Here is a 20,232-nt window from a genome sequence, read left to right on the forward strand (position 1 = left end):
TCTTTCAATCAGCTCAAAAGCTCAAGCTATAGCATGTGTATAAATACAGCCTTGACTTTATGGTGCTGACATCACAATTTCCCGTCCATCCTTGAGTACTGCAACCACTTCCCTGACATTACGAGGATCACAATTCAAGAAGAAGCGCATCGATTTACCGTACAGAATAGGATTGGCGCCATCACGGTAATCTGCTCTGCAATTGCCTCTGTTCACAATCACTTTATCCAGGGTAATGCTGTCTGAGAGTGAGATTAAATGCAGATAGGCTGTTTCAACCACATTGTTGGGCGCAAAGACCTGATTCTTCACTTCAATACGGTATTCCATAGATGCATCACCCTGATCGGATGTTTCCTGAGATTCCTTCTCGGCTTCCTGCCGATTCAGTGTTTCCCATTCATCCCAGCCTTTGGCAATAAACTCCCGTATTTCCTGCACAGGTGTAACTTCCAGATTACTGAGATAGTAGCCTGCGGTAGCTGCAGTTTCTTCACTTGGCGATTTTTCTAAAGACTCTAAATCTTGTATTTCTTTCTCAGTCAGTTTGTCGGCTTGAGCCTTTGGCTTCACTTCTTCGGTTTTAACGCTCGCATTCTGTGCTGCTGCCGGGCTTTTATCACAGCCTGCCGTCAACATGGCAATGGCTGCCAGCATCATGATCTTTTTCATTTTATCCCCATCGCCTGTATGCTCAGGCATTCAAATCAAGGTGCTGGTCGTTCCATGCACTGTTGGTAATATTTGTCTTTAAACATCTGCTTGGTTTTTTCGAAGGTCGCCGTACCACCTCGCTCATATTCAAAGGCATCATGAATCATCGGTCTGAGTTGTTCTCGAAGCTCATCGTTATCACCTGCAAGCATATAGGAGGCTTCGGCAAATCCCCCATAGGTCAGTCGGGCCTGCATTACGGTTTCGGCAACATCCGCCTCTTCCTGACAGGCTTTTTCCTGTTCTGAAGTACACCCGGCAAGCAAAGCAACGGCAATCACAAGAAGTAATTTATTGTTTAACATGGTTTGTTCCTACCCTCTGCATTTGCCCACGGTATAACCTGTGGCGAAGTCCAGACGTCGTTGATCTTCCTCACTGGTGACTGGTACGGTAAAGAATGGCTTACCGTATTGTTCACGAATGCTGTCATAGCGACAGGTACAGGACTCTTCGCTTTCTACTGCGGTTTTAATGGCTGGGTTTGGATACATGCACTGTTCGATATAGGCTTGACGGTCTTTGGCATCCGTAGAAGAACAGGCGGATAAAATAGGTAAAAGCAGTACAGCAAGCAGGCTGAATGTTTGAATTTTCATAAAGCTCCCCTTTAATATTGTTCTGTATTGAAATCAAAATTTAAGACACAGCGACGCATGCTTCCCTTTGCAGGAAGATGTGCGGATACGAATAAAATGAGACGAATAAATCCCATCAACTGCTTGGTGAAAAGTCAGCTGTTTGAAATTAAATTCAGTACAGTAAGGGGATGATTTGAATGACCATGATGGACTCCTATATGCATAAGAAGTTCTACCGAATCACTGTCAATTGATTATGGTGGCAGAACGAAAAGGGGTTGACAGACTGGGCATATAGAACCAGCACGCGCGAACGCGTCCCCCTCCCGTTCTACCGCAAAGGGGGACGAGAAGGTTTCGCACAAGACTTATACTCAGGAAGAATATAAATACCTGATACGCTATACGCTTGGTCTGTCAAAACCAACTGACAATGTAGGTCAGCATGCTAAGAATAATGGTGAGAGCAAGTTAAGTCAATTCAGATCACTGAACTTAAATTATTAATAAAAATTAATTTATTGAAGCATCTGGAATTTACTTCTTCTGGCAATAAATTTGGCTGGAATACACCATTCCCATAGTACTGAAGTTCATTTTTGTATTTTTATTCTAAGAGTGAAACATCTAAAAATAAAAAGCCCCATCTATTTTGATGAGGCATACATAAGGAATTTTTATAACTTGTATTATGTTAATTTTAGGAAACCTTAATTTTTTTAATATTATTCATATATGCTAGAATAAATCACTATCATAATTCATATCTTTTATATAAACATATAAATTCTGGATAATCTAATTTCTCTGGATAATCTTTCCTAATAAAATCTTCATTGATACTATAATCGGAGAAATGAGATACTATCTCTGTTCCAATCTCTGAACCTGTTTCATACCAGTAGTCAGAAATTTCCCCATCAAAAACCATCTTAAAGTATATGATTTTATTTTCTATTTTGACATATACTGCCCTTAATTCGCTAGTTACACATCCAATTAAAGAATTTTGGACTGCTAAACGAAGTATTAATAAATCATCATTCATATACAACTCCTATTAAATAAATATTTATGGTCTTGACGGTACAATGTGAATTCCTTTATTACTATAATGCACAATTCCTTTACTCGTTGGTAGTTGAGCTCCTGTTTTTGGATCTATATAAGTTCCAATAACTTTCCCAAAATCAATTCTTTCCTTTGACCCTGGTAACCCGACTTGTACTTTATTTACTGGTTGGCCTGTACCTAATTTTTTAGTCAAACTATTTGGATCAACACTCAAAATACTTTTTGTTTTATCATTAGACACAGAAACTTTATATTCGTTTGTTCCAAGTATATGTTTATTTTGTTTACTTTGTTCAACTTTAAATTTAGCAAAATCAATTGATTTTTGAGCATCTTTTGCATTATCAAAAGTCGCTATTGCTTTTCCAGTTGCTTTATCTCTAATCTCATACTTTCCGCCAAGATTTCTATATAAAATGAAATCTTTTACGATATTTAAAGCTAAAGCCATGTATAAAGCTTGTTCTTTTTGAGCATGTGCTTCGAGTAAAATTTCCTCTCTTGTTTTTGGTTGTTTTAACTCCTCAAATTCCAAAGGGTTAGCCATAAATGCTGTATTATTATTCTCCACCGCATTCTGCCCAATCACACCTGCCAACTGAGCATTGTAGCTAGAATCTCCTGCTGCTCCGCCAATCACAGCGCCAATGCCTGCAGTTAAATCTCTGATTTGCGCTTTTTCAGCTTCTGACAGTAAATTCGCTTGGAACTCGCCATTTACAAAGTACTTAGGATCATCTTTATATTTTTCTGCGAGTTGGTTGGTTAAGTAGTTAGCTGCTGCTTCACTCGCAACTGCTGCACTTCCGCCTGCCGTTGGGTCACCACCATTAATATAAGCAAGTGTTGCACCTAAAATCGCATGTGCTGCTAACTGCGCTGCCGTGTTCTTGTCTTCGCCATGGCCAAACCTATTTCAACATTTACAAGCTACTTGGAAACGAAATTGCAATTTTCGCAGACTTAGAATAAAAGCCCTCATCGGGCTTAGTATGTGGCGAACCCTGCATTGTATAATAAGTTAAGTCTTCGTATTTCATTCCAGCATTCTTTAATTCTAAAGTTATAGGTTGGCTCATATAAACTACTGCCTCCATTTCACTCCAACTATGAGTAATCTCAAGTACTGAATTTCCTTGATTTAACGCCAGATTGATTAAATCATTTATACTTTCACATCTAGTGATACTCATAATACTTATTTCTCCAACTTCAATTTATCTACCAGTTTTAGATTCTTGTCATAGGGTTTTATAAAAAATTGATCCCCTCCTCCATTGCCTAAATCAGGATTCGCTTTTACCTTACCAAATGGAACCGTCATATCTTTCAATACTTCATATTTTCCCATCTCAGTCCGATATCCAAATATTTTATGTGGTGTAACTTGTAAGCTTTGGAAAAGTGACGTAGCACTACCCTTAGCAGACTTAAGCGTCTCTTCAGTTGTATAGTATGCAGATTGTCCTGGAATTCCACCATAGACATAATCACCTTTTTTCAATGTATTAGTGGACCAATTGTCGGCTTTATATCCCCATTTAACCTGATCTGATTTAGCAATATGAATATTGAAATTAGAAGACTCTCTCGCAGCTTGACTAGCCTTAATATTCTCTAATACTTTTTCGGCTTGTTTAACATCACTAAATTTAGCAACAACTTTACCAGTTACTTTGCTAACAATACTTACACCTTTACCCATAGGGATTAATTCATATGGCTCTGTCGGTATAATGATCATTGCTAATTCTTTCGAATTATTTAATATCCGTTGCCCAGTCCATGTACTGCATTGACCAACAGATATACCATTTTGTGCACATAAGTTGTTATATTGATCATCTTGCTTCTTGGCAAATTTATGTGCTCCCGCCTGATTATTCTCCACCGCATTTTGCCCAATCACACCTGCCAACTGAGCGTTATACGTTGAATCGCCTACTGCTCCACCAATGACTGCACCAATACCTGCAGTTAAATCTCGGATTTGCGCTTTTTCAGCTTCTGACAGCAAGTTCGCTTGAAACTCCCCATTTACAAAGTACTTAGGATCATCTTTATACTTTTCTGCAAGCTGATTGGTTAAGTAATTCGTTGCTGTTTCACTGGCAACCGCCGCACTTCCTCCTGCCATAGGGTCACCGCCATTAATATAAGCCAGCGTTGCGCCCAAGATCGCATGAAACACTAATTGTGCTGCGGTATTCTTGTCCTCTCCATGGCCCCACTTCTCGCCAATGATTTGAGCAGCATATGGCGCAAGAGTATTGGCGGCAATTTAAACATCTGTTTTCCCGCCCAATGCACCAGTAGCCATAGCATTTAAAGCATTGTAAAATTTACTTTAGTCCTGCTGATTTATTAAAAAATCTAACAGGTCTTCAACCTCATTCTGAGGAAGTTCAAATTCGTCCCCCATGTCCATTGCAACTAGAATCATCAATTTGTCTGAAGAAGCAACAGATAACTGTAGAGCATAATTATTATAAATTTCCATAGCTGTACTAGATACTTCTATTGGATCGTAACTCTGAAGAACATAATCTTTCAATTTAGATAGTTCTCTATTTAAATCTTTATTCAATTTATTTAGCTCCCGCCTGTATTTCTTTTCCAGTTGGTGGATAATGCTGTCCAATAACTGGCTGTCCATTTATTGATTTTGGATGTACTCTAATTACATTACCACCATGGTCATAACTTTCCATCCATTGTCTAACAGCTCCTGTCTTCGGATCATACTCTGTAACAAATGAAGCTCCTCTCGTTTGACCCGCCGTCCTTGCTGCAACTTCTGTATTGTAATATCGGATTCTTCCATCAGGTAATGTTTTTGTTACTTTCGCCATCTTTTGAGCTTTCTCTAATCCAGAAAGCTTTCTATTTAAAGCATCTTGAGCATTTATATTTACAGCATTAGGAATTTCAACTTTAGCTCCAGCCTTTTCCACTGCTTTCTCAGCGGCTTTAATATCCTTATATACCGCAATTAATTTATTTGTACCTTTCAGAACAATACCAACTCCTTTTCCAACTGGAATAAACTCATACGGCTCGGTTGGTAAAAGTACTAAAGCTGTTCCTTTTAAAATTTCAAACCCATCTTTTCTAATTTGTATTCCACATGCAGGCTCACCTAAACCATATACTGCACATGTATCCTTATACATCTTTTCAGAATAGGCTTTCGCATTTTGAATGTCTTTTACTGAGTCGACATTATTCTCCACAGCATTCTGCCCAATCACACCCGCCAACTGAGCGTTATAACTCGTGTCTCCTGCAGCTCCACCTATCACTGCACCAATCCCTGCTGTTAAATCTCGGATTTGCGCTTTTTCAGCTTCTGACAGTAAATTCGCTTGGAACTCCCCATTTACAAAGTACTTAGGATCATCTTTATATTTTTCTGCGAGTTGGTTGGTTAAGTAGTTTGCTGCAGCTTCACTGGCAACCGCAGCACTTCCGCCTGCAGTCGGGTCTCCACCATTTATATAAGCAAGTGTTGCACCTAATATTGCATGAGACACTAACTGCGCAGCCGTGTTTTTATCTTCACCATGTCCATACTTGCTGCCAATCACTTGCGCTGCATATGGTGCAAGCGTATTAGTCACCACTTGCAGGTCAGTTTGTCCACCCAATGCTGCAGTAATGGCTGTAGTCACTGCATTCAGTGCTCGACTGCTATTGCCTCCCATGCCCCATGACTGTGCTTGGTCTGATGCATCTTTGTATGCAGGTAATGTACTTTTTAGAAGATTTTGTTTAGTTACATAGTCATCTGTACTGTTATATTCAGCCCACTTTTCTCCACCTTCTGCTTTTAGCTTTTCAATTGCTTGAGCTTCTGCTGCTTGTTTTTGCGCTTCTGCTTCGGCTTGTTTGTTTTGGCTATAAGTGCGTGTTGCTGCAACAATGGTACTTGTGGCATCCGATACAGTCTTTTGTTTGTCTAAGATGGCTTGCAAGTCAGGAACATCAGCCACTTGTTGGTTCGCTGTATTGATATCGCTATGGATACCCAGTTCTTTGACTGTGGTATCTTTACCACCAATATTAATCTTGCCTTCACTGATCGTGGCATAGGTCGTACTGTTGTCACTGTCTTTGTCTTGTTGTGGTAGTGTCGGACTAAAGCTTGTACTGTCTCTCCAATTCACATTGTTGGTGTATTGTGCACCTGTACTGTCTTTGCCTTTCTCCTCACCAAATCGTGTACCGCCAGACAGTGCAACGGTCGTTGCATTGTGGCTGCTTTCATTTTCGATGTTGCTAAATTTTAGACTGTTTGCAGTGAGATCATTATTTTCTTTTGAAGCGGTAGAGGCAATTGCGCCGCCTTGCAAATCAACATGGTCTGCTTTGACATGGTAGCCGCCATCCCCTGCAAATAAGCCACTTTGTTGCTTAACACTCTTAGAATTACCTTTCGCGCTTGAGTTATTAAAATTACCCGATGCATCCCATGCTGTGCCTGCCGAGACTTGCACACGTGCACCTACCCCCATTTGTTCGTTGTTTTGGTCTAAAGTGTCTTGTTGGCTAATGATGTTTAAGTTTCCACCGACATCTGCATCTATGCGGTTGGCCGTAGCTTGTGCACCTTTCAGCGTAGTATCGCCTTGACTCTTGATGCTGATTTTATCTGCATTGAGTGTCGTGTTGTTATGTGTGATGCTTTCTAAGTGATTGCTGCCTTTGCCATAACCTGCCTCTGCATAAACATATACGCCTGTTTGCGCGCCTACCGATACACCCACACCTACTTGTGCACCTGCATTACTGTTCTTGCCATCTGCATATTCTTTGCTTTGTCCAGATTCAAGTAAGATGTCTTTGGCTGCATCCAGACTAATTTTATCTTTGGCATTTACTTGCGTATTTTTAAGGTGAATGTCTCCCTCTGTACTGGTCAGGTTAATGTTGCCGCCTGCATTAAGTACATTGCCTTGTGATGTTGAATAACTGTTGTCTTGGTTGTTCTTGCTGGTGCTAAAGCCTACGCCTGCTTCAGCTTTAAACAATGCCGCTTTTGAGGTCACAGCATCCGAATTTTGTGCAAGTGCAGCAATGTCTTTTTGTACATTATTAATAGTATTAGCGGTTTGGTAGGCTTGAGCGCCTGCTGCAAGGCCTTGCAGGGCCTTCGTGCGGTCATCAGCTTTACTCTTTCCGGCATTATCGACTGCATTGATTAAATCAATGAGTGGCGATGTAATTCGGCTAAATACACCTACTTTGAGGTCTTTGCTCGATTGGCTGTCACTGCCGGTATTTTGGTCATCGACGATGCTGATATTTTTTGCAGTAATGTTGATATCTTTGCCTGCAACCACATCAGCTACTTTTTGATTGTAGTTATTACCTGCTGTAATGTTGACATTGCCATCTAAGCTGCCCAGTTGACTGCGCTCTTGCGTCACACTGACGCTGCTGCTGTTATTCTGATTGGCCATGTAGCCGTCAAAGCGTTCTGTATCAGAAATCTGTGCGCTGCCCCAGCCTTTGCCCTTTTGGCTTTCGCTTTGATTTTGGGTGCTTTGCGCAGACTGAATATTGATGTCCCTGCCTGCAGACAGGCTGAGATCATTTTGTGAAACCACTTTGCTGCCAATGATATTAATATCACCCGCCTCAGTCTGCAGAACCGTTTTTCCGCCGACAGAAAGTTCTGTCCCTACACTTTGACTCAAACTGCCATTGCCGACCCCTTTGTCGTTATAAACACCGATTGGGGCAAGGTGATCCCGAGTATCGATACTGAAGCCGCTGCGTTTGGTATCTACACTTTGGCTTTCTGTATTGGAAACCGCCAACAGATCAATATTATTCTTGGCATGCAGCAAAGCATTGCCTTCTGCAGAGATTTTCGCACCTTGACTGCGGATATCACCGTCTCTGGCAATAATATTTAAATTGCCGCCTGCAGTCACTTCAGTGCCTACAGACTGAGTGGATGTTGATTGAGAGCTATTGTTAATCTTTTGATGACTGGCCGTGATCACAACCGGTGTCGTTGCCGCCATAGTCGCTTTGCGTGCAGTTTCTGCGCTGGACATGATCTTGCCTACTGCGCTGTCAGAGAAGTCATTATTCTCCTTGCTCTTCTTCACAGAAGAGGCAGCAGCAGCTTCAGCGCTGTAAGTGATGCCGACAGAGATGCCGGACTGCTTGCTATCAAACTGGCTTTGCTGTTTCTGACTGATATTCAAGGCATTTAAATGAACATTCGCGCCTTGCAGATTCATGTCTTTAGCTGCTGACAGCTGTGCCGCTTCTGCAGTCAAATCTTTACCAGCCACAACATTCACATTGCCAGCCAGACTCGATACCACACTTTGCGTCAAATCAGTAGATTGAGCGGCATCTTTACTGTGCACATTGGATTTTCCATAGCCGACACTTGCCACGCCATCGGAAACACTGGCTGTAAATCCAGATTTTTTAACCGTGCTTTCCGACACTTCTGAAGACTGATTTTCAGCAGCCTTAATTGAAATATTCTCTTTCGCCTGTATCTGCGTTAAATCATCAGAAATGACATTGCTGCCGCGGATGCTGACATTATTGCCATCCAGAATGACCTTGTTGCCATCAATACTGCTGGCAAGCGCTTCATTGCGCTGTGTTTTAAAATACGAATCTGAGTTTTTTTTGCTGAAAGCGCTTCCGCCGGTTTCAATATTCCGCGCTTCAACTTTCTGTTCTGTCCGCCCTTCTGAGATCGTCAAATTGTCTTGCGCTGAAAGCGCCGCAGTTCCTGTAACACTGGATATGTTAGAACCTGTGATCTGAATATTCTGACCCATCAGGTAAATATCGCCTTGTCCTGCAATTTGGCTGCCGACATCTGTTCGGTAGCTGCTATGGTTGAAGTTTTGCGCATCTGACTGAATATGCGTAGTACGGCCCACATTGACTGTCCCGACATCCACATCCCCAGCCGTCTGAATAACAGTAGAGCCATTGCTGTTGGCGATTTCAGCAGCCTTCATGTGGGTATTGCCGCCCACACGGATACTGATTGTGGTGCTTAAATTCTCTGTATCGGTATTTTGCGTATTCAGCGAACCGTTGACATACAGTCCGGCAACACGGTCTATGCCGGTTTGACTGAAATAGCTTTGGCCAATCTGATGTTCTGAACTCAACGTCGTGGTATTTAAATTAAAATTCCGTCCAACATCCAACTGGATGACCTGATCTGCAATAATTTGACCGCCTGCAATATTGAGATCCTTTGCTGTCGTGACCGCTGCTTGATTGGCTTGAATCCGCCCGTTCAGCAAATCGACATTTTCCGCATTCAATACAACAGCATTGCGTCCAGCAATCACTGCGGAATTCAGCACATCGCCTTGTATTTTGATATTGACTGTTTCAGCAGAGATTAATGTACCGTCACCTTTTAAATCGCCTACGCGCGCTTTGACATACACTTGTGGCACCAAGGCTTTTTGCTTGCTGCCATTCGGCAAGGTCACTTCTTTTTCTTCCAGCCATACAATATCACTGGTCAGCTGTGCAATCTGCGCTGCGGTCAAGCCAATGCCTGGACGCAGGCCGTATGCTTTTGCAAAAGACAGCCCATTGTTCATTAAGGCTTTGTATTGCTCTTCATCTGATCCATAGCCTTCAAGGAATCTAAAACCGGTTAATTGTGCAACCTGATCCTGCACCATGCGCTGTTCATAGTAGCCATCGCCCAAGCGCTTCTGCTGCATGCTTGGATCCAGACCCAGCGCGCTCAACATATAGTCCGAGGACAGCCAGTTTTTATAATTGGCAAAAGCTGGATCGGTTTCAATGAGATAATGGGCGCTGCTGTCTTTATTGACCTTGTATAAAGCGCTGTTGGGTACTTTGAACTGACTGTTGTCCACTGCCCGAATTTCAGTATCGGTGCCAGTGGCAGCAGCTAAATCCACCTGATCTTTTACACTTCCAGCAGTACCATCCGCCTGATCAATTTTGATATCCAGCGCATCAGCCTGCACTGGATCAATCGAAGCATTCGAGCCCGTTAGATTCATAAACGGCTTGGCAATGCTGACCGGCAAGGGTTCGCTGCCTAAGCTTTCCTGCATCCACGCATGATAATCAACCTCATGATCATGGTCTCCGCCATCCAAATAATGCAGTTCCTGTGTGCCGGTATAAAGCACTTTGGTCAGGCCATCTACACCGATATTTTGCATGATTGCGCTTTGATCCGCACTGATGCCATTCACGTTCAGCTGCTGGCCTGCCAGAATCTGGCTCTTGTCGTTGACAATACTGTCAGCATTGTCAAAATTCAGATTGCCGCCGGCTTGTATCAGCCCCGGTGCAGATTCGGTTACCTGGGTCTCATAGTGTTCGATGTCATAGCGGTAAACTGTCCAGTCTTCACTACCATTACCACCAAAATACACACCGTCAAAAGTTTTCCAACCGCCGCCGTACTCCTTCACCAACCCTTTTTCAACATTGACCAAAACCAAATCGGTATCAAAATTGGCATTGCTGTTATTGACTTGCCGTGCAGAGAAATACAAATCTCCCAGCGCTTCAATCCGCGCACCCGCATTATTTACGGTTTGTGCCGTGCCCGCAGCTTGATGATTCTGGTCTAACACACCGCCCAAATAAAAATCACCCGCACTTAAAATCAGAGCCTGGCTGTCATAATCGGCTGGATTAGCCAGGTTATTTAAGGTATTTACCCCAATATCCAGGCGTTCCCGCGCTGCAATCACAGGCGCTTTACCTGCTGCATCCGGACGGTTATTCAGCGTATCAGCTTGCAGCGCCAGCGCAGTGCCATAAATGCGCCCTGTGCCTTCATTATCAATCTGCGCAGCTTTCAGAACTGTGACATCGCCATTGATCAAGCCCGCATTGTAAATGCTGTTCACCGCGTTCAGCGCTGTTTGCTGTGCCTGCAATGATGCATCAGCCGTTAAATTTCGGATGATATTGGCCTGAATATTCAGCCCATTCCCGGCAGTGATTGCTCCCGAGTTATCCAGATCCTGCTGCAGCGCCACATTTAGCTGCCCATTGGCCTGCAGCACCGCATCTTTGCCATGCTGATAAGTATCAGTCAGAGCAATATCCGCATCACCCAGACTGATCACTTGCCCATCACCGCTCAGCTGTTTTGCGTCAATCTTTAATTTCCCGCCAGCGAGCAGCTGTCCTTGCCGGTTTTGGATCATCAGCTGCTGCGAATCAGATTTCAGCTGCAATTGATTTACCGCACTAACCAAGCCTTGCCCATTCTGCACCTGCTGCGCCACATTTAAGAGAGCGTTACTGTTGGCGCGTATTGCGCCTTGGCGGTTATCCAGAGACTGAACAGCAATCTGAAGATTCTCTGCATGAATTCCTTGTCCTTCTGCCACAGCTGTTTGGCTGTTCAGCAGCTGCTCAGCATTGATCTGCAAGTCTTTGCCGGCAATGATTTGACTGCCTACAGCTGAAACCGCGCTGTTGTCTACAACCGCAGCGCGCAGAATGATATTGCCCTGTGCTGTAATTTGCCCTTCCTGGTTATTCACTTCACCCGCAACATCAGCAGTCACATCCGCTGCACTGCTGATCTGGCCTTTTTGATTCTGCAGCTGCTGGGCAGAGATTTCCACTGCGCCATTGGCACCAATAAAGCCTTGCTGGCTGTTCAGCTGCTTCACGTTCTGAATGCTCAAGGCTTGCTGCGCAATCAAGCCGCCGGATGCGCCTGACTGCTGATTGCTTAAATTTTGATTTTGAACATTAATTTTTAAATTTTGTCCTGCTTGAATTAAGCCGGCATCATTATTCAAGCCATAGCTGTCAATCTGAATGTCAGCACCTGCACTGATCTGTCCGGATTGATTCGATAAAGCTGCCGCATTGCTGGTCAAACTCAGCGCATGCTGAGCAATCAATTGCCCTTGCTGATTCTGAATGCTGTCTGCCTGAATCTTCAAATCTCCAGCCGACTGAATCTGCCCTTTTGCATTATCCAATGTTTTAAGCTGAATATTAAGGCCATCCGCAATCAGCTGACCTTGCTGATTGACCAGGCTTTGAGCCTCAATGCTGCTGCTTTTCGCTGCCTGAATGATGCCAGCAGTATTATTGATCTGACCCTGCACCTGCAGCTGCAGACTGCTTTGTTCAGAGTACAGTGTCCCTTCTGTATTGTTTAGCTGGCCGGCTTGCAGATCAAGAGCCTGCTGTGCAGCAATCAGTCCTTCTTGGTTATCCAGCAGATCTGACGTTTGAATGCTGACCGTATCCAGCGCCTGTACCTGACCTTGCTGATTATTGAATGTCTGGCTTTGCAGAATCAAGCTGTGCTGAGCAAAAAGCGAACCTTTTTCATTATTGATACTGTCGGTATGAATATTGGCCTGCTCTACAGCCAGCTGCCCGGATTGATTGACAAATGCGCCGCCGCTGACATTCAGCAGCCCCAGCTGCAGCTGCCCGCCAGTATTGTCCAAACCATTCTGCGTGCTTAAATCAATGCCGCCATTGGCCTCAATACTGCCGCCATCATTATTTAAGCTTTGTGCTATGCGGATATAGCCCGTTGCATAGGTTTTAACAGGCAAATCTGTATTTTCAACAACGGATAAGCTGCCACCATCCTGCGCCTGATTCACTGGCTGTTCCGCCACAGGGTCAGTTGCGCCGCCAGATGAACCCGTACCGCCAGTACTGCCGCCAGAAGACGCCGATGCAGCTACCCCGATTTTACCTGCGGTGTTGCTGATCTTCTCTGCCTGTAGCGCTAAAGCCTGAGTACCAGTTTGCTGAATGCTTCCTGTATTTTTCAGCTCATTTGCATCCAGCGCAATCCGCGCCGCATTGATTTTGCCCGCATTTTGAATGGCTGCGCTTTGACTTAAATACAGCTCATCGCCACTGCTGATTAAGCCGCTATTGCTTAAGTTCTGGCTTTGTACTGTGACTTTCGCTGCCGCACTGCTGATATTACCGCTATTGGCAATATTGTTTGCCTGCACATCCAGCTGGCCTTTATTGGCAATGATATTGCCTGAGTTGACTAAATCACCATTGGCATTCAAGGTCAGCTGATTTTCAGTGGCATTGATCGAGCCCGCATTGCGCACACCCAGGCCCGCTTCTGTACCTACCAAAAAGATTTTTCCGGCGTACATGCCGCCCAGCTGTGCAACATCCAGTGCATAACCAGGCTGATCGGGATTGGGCGTTAAATTTGATGCCGAAGGATTGATCTGTGGCATAACCTGGTCTTTGACGTTAATATCATTTTGACCTAAAACTGCATTCAGCCTGTTAGCATAAAGTCCAGCATTGACACTTAAAGCCCGCGCGTAGATATCGGTATAAGGCGTTAAGCTGCCGTTTAAGCCTTTGCCTTCAATGGTCACTTGACCATCACGTACACGGAATGATTCCAAATAGCCTTGATTCATTACCGCCTGGCCGGTGGTTAAAGTAAAACGATCTGCATTAATCACGCCACAGCCATCACAAACCAGACCCGATGGATTGGCAATCACCACTTGTGCAGACTTGCCTGCCACTTCCAGATAGCCTTTTAGCTGGCTCGGATTGCTGCTATTGACTTCGTTTAAGATAACTTTGGCTTCACCATTCGCCAGCCATGGATTCCCCTGTACCCAGCCACCGATTTGAGTCTGAGCATTATTTCGCGAGTTATTTAAAATCGCACCTTCCTGCCCCACATCAAATTGCGTGTAGGTATTGCGTGAAACACCGCCAGCGCTGGGTGTTTGAATATTGACTTGAGTGAGGCCATTGCTGCTGTTCAGAATGGTCGCTTGCTGTGAATTCGGCGCAGATTTATCCGCAATAATCTGAGTATTTGCCATACTGCTCAGCGGCATAGTATAAATCACTGCGCCCAACAGGCTGAGCACGGCAAAATTCAGCGGATTGAGTTTTTTTAAAGTTTGAGGTGTAAATTGCGGCGTATCTGCAGCACTGATGGCCTCACTTTGACCTACTGTCTTGCTGCGGCTTTTGACAATTTCCGCAACAGCAACAAACATGCCGCGCGCTTGGCTAAAAATAATACGGTAGCAATTCTTATTCACAGCAATTTACCCTTTAATCTTTATATTTTTTTCAATGTTTTTTAAAAAAGCTTGCACTCAAAAATCAGTACATCCAGTTCAGGCTAAAGCCCGTGGTGTAATCATCGGTTTTAAAGCCATTCGGTTTTTTCAGCGGCGTGCCGGCAAAGACGTCATAGCTGACCGATTTCAGCACCTGACCGCGCAAGCCAATGACAGCGCCCATCAAGCTGGTACCCACCAATGGATTCGGTTCATGTGCGGTTTGCCCGCCGACTTCGCCATAATCCACACCGGCATACCACTGCATCAGTAGTTTGGAAATCGAACCACTCAGTTCATTGCGCACTAAAAAGCCGTTGTCTGCCATTAAGGTCTGCTCGCCGTCAAAACCGCGTACGGTATAGCGGTTGCCAATTGAAAAACGGTCTTGCGGGGTCAGTGGCTTTTGGCTGTGTTGCATGCGCCATTCCGCTAAATACTGCAGGTTCTGATTGCCCGCTTTGAACGGTACTTGCAGGCTGACATTGGCTTGCCAAATGCCGACATGGGTATAAGCTTCACCAAACTGTTCTTCTGGCGCTGGCATCGCTGAAAATGCGCCCGTGCCGCGTTTATAAGTTACTGCGCCATTCAGCGTTGCATTAGAGAGATATTCGGTATGCGCCAAGCTGGCCTGCCAGCCGGCCGTTTGGCGGCGCTGCACTTCCACTTCTACATCTTCAATAAAGTTTTTAGATTCACGCGCCCAGCCGCCAACAGATGCCGTGGTTTTACGCTGTGCATCCCGGTAAATCACCCGGGATAAGTCTGCGCTGACCAGCCTGCTTTCGCCGCTGTATTCATAGCTTTGATTGGCGCCGGCCACAGTTTGATGATAATCCGACTGGCTCAGGCTGGTGCTGAGCAGCCAATAATTCAGCGGTATGCTGTAACTGAGGTAATAGCCGTCTGTGCCTCGCTTGCCAGCGTCCCCACCGCCTAAATCATGGTTATAGCTACCGTAAAATAGATCATTAGCGGTAAAGAGATGATCTAAAGACAGTGTTGCCGTGCCTTGATATTTACCTGTCGAATCTGAACCGGCATCATCGATGCCTAAATGAATGCGGTATGGTTTAGACTGTTGCCAAGCCAGCTCCAAGTCGCTATAGCCCGGTTCATTGCGCTGTACCGCCGGCTGAATTTTAAAATCTGCTTCTACCGTGGGTACACGCTTAAAATTTTCCAAGCCCTGCTCTATATCGCGTACATTTAAAATATCGCCTGATTTCACTGGCAACGCGTTGAATTTATGTGCGCGCTTGGAGGTGCCTGCTGCAAATTGAATTTGGTCAACTTTACCGGCAATGACCTGCAGCTGAATTTCGCCTGAAGCAATATTTTGCTGCGGCAGCAGTACGCGTGTGGTGACATAACCGTGGCTGATGATTCGGTTTTGAATCAGATCCAGCGCTTGATTTAATCCTTTTACGCCAATACAGCGGCCAATTAAATTATGTTCGCCCTGAATGACGGGACGCATGGCAAAAGTAAATTCTCGGGCACCTTTCCCGATCAATACGAACTTCTTAATTTCAAAACAGATGTTTTCACTGTGGGATTTTAAATACTGCAGCTGCACGCTGTTCTGTAATTGCTTCTCTAAACCCGTCTGTACTGATGCTTCTGGCTGAACCAATTTTGTCAGCGCTTCATCTCGCTGCTGCTGGCGCTGAACCGTATTATCGATTTCCACTACAGCATAACCCGTCTGCGCTAATAGGGCGAGACTTGAACCTAAGAGTAAATTCTTAGTATTTAGATTTATTGTGACGCATTTCATAATATTAAATATAAATAATTAATTTTATTAATAATTATACTAACATTCACAGTTTTACTTCAAATATTTATGTAATTTATCATTTGTGAGACTTAATAAACTCCTAAACAATAAACACCTTTAGGATTTGCAGATACCATTATTTCATCAGGTATTTGACAATAAATAGCTCTATTCTTGTATCTAAGAATATGAGCCATTCCTGACTCATATTCCGCAACTTACTGAAGTGGCTTTTTTAAATAATAATGTATAACTCTATCCTACTGTATTGAGATATGTAGCCTTTTGCTCAATCAACATGAAGAACAGCCAAAAGCTCTCATACCTTTCACACGGACTCTAAGCCGCTGGTCAATCTTTTCAACAGTCATACGAGCTAAATAGCTATAAACAGCTTTAAGCCTTTCCAATCCTCTTGGATCTTCACGCTTAATCATACCCAAGCCATTTAGATACTTATAACTTTCCTTTTTCTGAACGCTGTCTGTATTCGCGACCATAGTGTCATTGTCTTCCAAATCTTCATCCGCATGTTTATTCGTATGGCAATTCCAATAGTAACCAAGCCCTTCCGTGATTTCATCCATCCATACCCTACCTACCCATCTAGCGAGCTTACAGTCATATGTAGATGCCGAACCATCGTAGATCAAAAACAAATGAACGTGATAACTACCTAGCGGAGCCTGTTCTAAACACCAGGCATTGAATTTAAGATTTTTAAAGCACTTATTTTTATTTGCCATGCGGTTACATAGCTTTTGAACATGCTGGTTAAACATTTCAATATCAACCATAGGCTGCTTTGATTCCCTATACTTTAAATCCACTCTGACAACCAGATTACGGCTATAACGGAAAAATAATTTCTCTACTGTGGTTTGAAGTGTTTTCAACCTTCTCTTTACGCCAGACTTATACTGTCGAACATCACTCAAGACTTTTTCCTTATTGACTTGAAACAACCAACTGTAATGCTCTAGCAGCCAATCACTCACCTCTAGAAGAGATTTATACGTATAGCGACCGTTTTGCATCTGCTTATAGATTTGAAATTGGTACTCAGCAATATGATCAAATAATCCAACATAGTCTATATAACGATAATTACAGGAATAGATTTCTTCAAAGCCATCTAGCAATCTAACAAGTTCAGACAGATCTTTTCTCTTCAGACCATGTTTCATAATCCTCTTGGTAAAAGATTCAATTTCAATCAGTAGCCTTGGTTCATGCAGTGTGTGTTGAAAAGTGTTCATGATGAGTATTTCCGTACTATGCTCATCAGATCAGGTGTTTGAGTATTTTTTAATTCTTAATATTTAGTTATATAATTCATATATATAATATCTACTACAGCTTTTCAGACAAAAAAATGCCCTAGGATTTATTGAAATCTAGAAATATTTCAATCAATTTATCCTAGGGAATATTAGAAAATTCATCTTTTTTAGCAAAGCTAAAGTTATTCAACGCTTATAGTCAAATCTTCAGGAAAAATCACATAGAACATACTCAATCAATTATGACGATTGGCTGTTCTCCGTAGTTGAAATTTTCTTAGCTTTGGGCTCTTGTCCTTTCGTATAACGCTTGATTTTCTTACCGTTTTCCATGTCCACCCATAGTATGAAAAAGTCTAAAAAGTAAAAATAAGGTAAATAATATTTCAGAAAGCTTTTTCGAAGGTCTTTATCAATGGTTTCAATTTTTAAGACCTCATGCCTTAACTCAGCCTTTGGAGCAAAAATATTGCAACTACGCATGCTGTAATGTATTTCACTCACTGTGCTACTTAGTTTCTTCTTTTCGTTATAGCGTGTGATAAATTTAGCCAAATACAGCTTTAGCATCTCTGTCAAATTGACATCTTGCAGTTTGGGTTGATATTCAAAAAACAAAGTTAAGTCGACATAGGTTTGTCTACTCTTCCTCTGCACACAGTCATATTGATCCCAACGCAACAAATAACCTCTTAGCCAACATAGTGGTTGAGCTGACTGACCTACTCTTAAGAATTCAGTCAATATTGGTGATTGCTCTGTCTGATTCAAACTTTTGTTTTGGTTACTCAATTCAATCTGTATACGCAGTACATAGACTTCTTTTGCTAGCAAATAACGAGTGTACTGAGTAAGTTTTCTAAAACCGTTATCTAAACTTGTTTTTGATTCTGTAAAATTATGACGTGATAATTCATCCTTTAAAAGGCTCATTTTTTCATTGAGTTGAATCATTACTGCTTCACTCAATTGCTGAGATTGAAGCTCTTGTAAATCGCTCCAATTTACCTGCAAAAAACTTAACAAAGACAATACGTTTTGAGATCGAAATTGTGCTTTTAACAGTTGCTGAAAGAGGTCTGGCTCATCAAGTAAAGTTTTAAAAATATTCAACCACATCCGACCCAATCGAGTGTGCATTTTTGAATATTCTTCAGGTGAGAAAAAACCAAACAATGCTTTGTTCGGAATAATAAATAACTCAGGTTTTACTGCTTTTAGGGTTTCACAAAACACCTCTACTCGCCCCAACAGATGACCTAATGTTAAATGTCCACCGTCACTTTCTGACAAGTATGGATATATCAAGTAAGTGAGATCAGCATAACTCAAATATTGCTGTACAGGTTTTGCTAAATGTTTTCGATGAGCAAAGATCCTTGTATCCTGCTCACTTAGGTCATTGAGGGTACAATAGTCTTTGGATAACGACTCTAAATTCTTATTAGAGGTAGGTAGAGATGATGATTGCAGAGCCAGACATCCATTTATTATCTGGTGTGGGTTAAAACCTAAATTAAATTTAAAAACCTGTTCTACAGCAAAGAAGCAGCTAAATATCCAGTACCAACTTTCGTTTACGGCCGCTACATCACTTTTTTTGATGAAGCCAACTGCCTTTTTATTAAAATGCTTGCGAACAACGTTATTCCAATTTTTAACAGTGTACTCATCCGCCAAAATAGAAAAAATACTTGCCAACTCTTTCTTGAATTTTAGGATAAATGTATTTTCTGCAAAGTACTTGGTTTCCTTAAGAATCAAAACAAAATGTAGATTGATGCCAAATTCCTGACTTGGTTCCAGTTTAACCAAGTAATGAATAAGTGTGTTTAATCCATCAACTTTCTGCAAGATCGCTTTTATTTTATCCTTATAGTCTGAATAAAATTTTAGGTAATCATCATCTATCTTTGGCTGATCTCGATGAATTGTCACATCGAAGCAAAAGACATAAACCTGCTCATGTTCATCTAAAGCTTTTTTAAATGTTTGCTCGTACCCTGCCTCATAAACATCTAAGCCAAATTGTTCATCAACAGAAGAGTCTGTTAATACTTTCGGTTTCAACTTTTCCAAAAAATCAAAGAAGACATCAAGCTCATAATCTTTAAATTCGCTTGCTACAAGCAGATGAGAATCAACACACAACCTCATTGCACCTAGCCCTAGATGCTTATTCAAATTTCGTATTAAGTCATGATTGCGTTGACCAAGGTCATGACTCAACCCCAAATATTGTGAAATTTTTCTAAAAACAAAAAAGTCTAAATGATCCTTTTCAGTTAAAACATTACGAGAATATCTGAGACTATCAATCCCTTTATTCAGTTGTACACGCTGCTCGTTCGTCAAATATGGAAGTTCATCAAGTGTTGGTTCCTGATCATTTTTAAGCATCAGCAACAACTGATCATAGTTCTCCAACAGATCAATTGTCTCTCGAAAAATAACAACTTCATGTTGCTGATTTCTTTTTGACCCTCGTTGAAACGACAAAGGATATTTATAGCGAAACATCTTATACAAATCACTCTTTGTTATTCTTTTAAGAAAATGATACTTTTCCATGCTAATCCTTTATATTTATGAGACTATAATAAAATATTACTTTTATTAATCAGTACTTATTCTACATTAAAATCATTATTTTAATAGATCATTATTCAGTATAAAAAATGAATATTAAT

11 protein-coding genes and 3 pseudogenes are annotated in these 20,232 nt (G+C 42.3%); all 14 read right to left on the bottom strand.

All coding sequences use genetic code 11. The features are described from left to right. Nucleotides 1-57 precede the first annotated feature (57 nt). The 14 genes and pseudogenes from BLP85_RS09110 to BLP85_RS09165 all read right to left on the bottom strand — a co-directional run bounded on the left by BLP85_RS09110 (nucleotide 58) and on the right by BLP85_RS09165 (nucleotide 20,113). Nucleotides 58-672, bottom strand: a complete 615-nt coding sequence (locus tag BLP85_RS09110) for a hypothetical protein (protein WP_092819860.1) — start codon at nucleotides 670-672, stop codon at nucleotides 58-60. Between the two features lie 35 nt (nucleotides 673-707). Continuing rightward, a complete protein-coding gene (locus BLP85_RS09115) occupies nucleotides 708-1,019 on the bottom strand; it encodes a hypothetical protein (protein ID WP_092819791.1) in 312 nt (103 codons plus the stop codon). Between the two features lie 9 nt (nucleotides 1,020-1,028). Beyond that, on the bottom strand, nucleotides 1,029-1,313 hold the full coding sequence (locus tag BLP85_RS09120; RefSeq protein ID WP_092819792.1) for a hypothetical protein: 285 nt from the start codon (nucleotides 1,311-1,313) through the stop codon (nucleotides 1,029-1,031). Nucleotides 1,314-2,049: 736 nt separating this feature from the next. Further along, a complete protein-coding gene (locus tag BLP85_RS09125; RefSeq protein ID WP_092819793.1) occupies nucleotides 2,050-2,343 on the bottom strand; it encodes a hypothetical protein in 294 nt (97 codons plus the stop codon). A gap of 24 nt (nucleotides 2,344-2,367) precedes the next feature. Continuing rightward, on the bottom strand, nucleotides 2,368-3,228 hold the full coding sequence (locus tag BLP85_RS15055) for a polymorphic toxin type 50 domain-containing protein (protein ID WP_322853118.1): 861 nt from the start codon (nucleotides 3,226-3,228) through the stop codon (nucleotides 2,368-2,370). A gap of 64 nt (nucleotides 3,229-3,292) precedes the next feature. Further along, complete coding sequence (locus tag BLP85_RS09135) at nucleotides 3,293-3,562, bottom strand: hypothetical protein (protein WP_092819794.1); 270 nt, start codon at nucleotides 3,560-3,562, stop codon at nucleotides 3,293-3,295. Nucleotides 3,563-3,567: 5 nt separating this feature from the next. Beyond that, complete coding sequence (locus tag BLP85_RS09140) at nucleotides 3,568-4,560, bottom strand: VENN motif pre-toxin domain-containing protein (protein WP_228143280.1); 993 nt, start codon at nucleotides 4,558-4,560, stop codon at nucleotides 3,568-3,570. Between the two features lie 156 nt (nucleotides 4,561-4,716). Beyond that, complete coding sequence (locus BLP85_RS09145; protein WP_092819795.1) at nucleotides 4,717-4,956, bottom strand: hypothetical protein; 240 nt, start codon at nucleotides 4,954-4,956, stop codon at nucleotides 4,717-4,719. Nucleotides 4,957-5,578: 622 nt separating this feature from the next. Then, nucleotides 5,579-10,207: pseudogene (locus BLP85_RS15190) on the bottom strand (hemagglutinin repeat-containing protein); the annotation flags it as partial. Nucleotides 10,208-11,641: 1,434 nt separating this feature from the next. Further along, nucleotides 11,642-12,328 (bottom strand): annotated as a pseudogene (locus BLP85_RS15195) (hypothetical protein); the annotation flags it as partial. Beyond that, nucleotides 12,305-14,452 (bottom strand): annotated as a pseudogene (locus BLP85_RS15200) (two-partner secretion domain-containing protein); the annotation flags it as partial. The pseudogenes BLP85_RS15195 and BLP85_RS15200, both read right to left, overlap by 24 nt. A 64-nt stretch (nucleotides 14,453-14,516) precedes the next feature. After that, the gene (locus BLP85_RS09155; protein ID WP_092819797.1) at nucleotides 14,517-16,256 is read right to left on the bottom strand and encodes a ShlB/FhaC/HecB family hemolysin secretion/activation protein; all 1,740 of its coding nucleotides are present in this window, start codon (nucleotides 16,254-16,256) and stop codon (nucleotides 14,517-14,519) included. 296 nt (nucleotides 16,257-16,552) lie between these two features. Continuing rightward, complete coding sequence (locus BLP85_RS09160) at nucleotides 16,553-17,518, bottom strand: YagK/YfjJ domain-containing protein (RefSeq protein ID WP_092819798.1); 966 nt, start codon at nucleotides 17,516-17,518, stop codon at nucleotides 16,553-16,555. A 264-nt stretch (nucleotides 17,519-17,782) separates the two neighbouring features. Beyond that, on the bottom strand, nucleotides 17,783-20,113 hold the full coding sequence (locus tag BLP85_RS09165) for a hypothetical protein (protein ID WP_171259689.1): 2,331 nt from the start codon (nucleotides 20,111-20,113) through the stop codon (nucleotides 17,783-17,785). Nucleotides 20,114-20,232 lie beyond the last annotated feature (119 nt).

This window comes from Acinetobacter kookii, from assembly GCF_900096895.1.
Lineage (GTDB): Bacteria > Pseudomonadota > Gammaproteobacteria > Pseudomonadales > Moraxellaceae > Acinetobacter > Acinetobacter kookii.

Excerpts from the sequence above, each read along its gene's own strand:
- BLP85_RS09110 (WP_092819860.1), bottom strand. The coding sequence starts at position 672 with ATGAAAAAGATCATGATGCTGGCAGCCATTGCCATGTTGACGGCAGGC.
- BLP85_RS09115 (WP_092819791.1), bottom strand. The coding sequence starts at position 1,019 with ATGTTAAACAATAAATTACTTCTTGTGATTGCCGTTGCTTTGCTTGCC.
- BLP85_RS09120 (WP_092819792.1), bottom strand. The coding sequence starts at position 1,313 with ATGAAAATTCAAACATTCAGCCTGCTTGCTGTACTGCTTTTACCTATT.
- BLP85_RS09125 (WP_092819793.1), bottom strand. The coding sequence starts at position 2,343 with ATGAATGATGATTTATTAATACTTCGTTTAGCAGTCCAAAATTCTTTA.
- BLP85_RS09135 (WP_092819794.1), bottom strand. The coding sequence starts at position 3,562 with ATGAGTATCACTAGATGTGAAAGTATAAATGATTTAATCAATCTGGCG.
- BLP85_RS09155 (WP_092819797.1), bottom strand. The coding sequence starts at position 16,256 with ATGAAATGCGTCACAATAAATCTAAATACTAAGAATTTACTCTTAGGT.
- BLP85_RS09160 (WP_092819798.1), bottom strand. The coding sequence starts at position 17,518 with ATGAACACTTTTCAACACACACTGCATGAACCAAGGCTACTGATTGAA.
- BLP85_RS09165 (WP_171259689.1), bottom strand. The coding sequence starts at position 20,113 with ATGGAAAAGTATCATTTTCTTAAAAGAATAACAAAGAGTGATTTGTAT.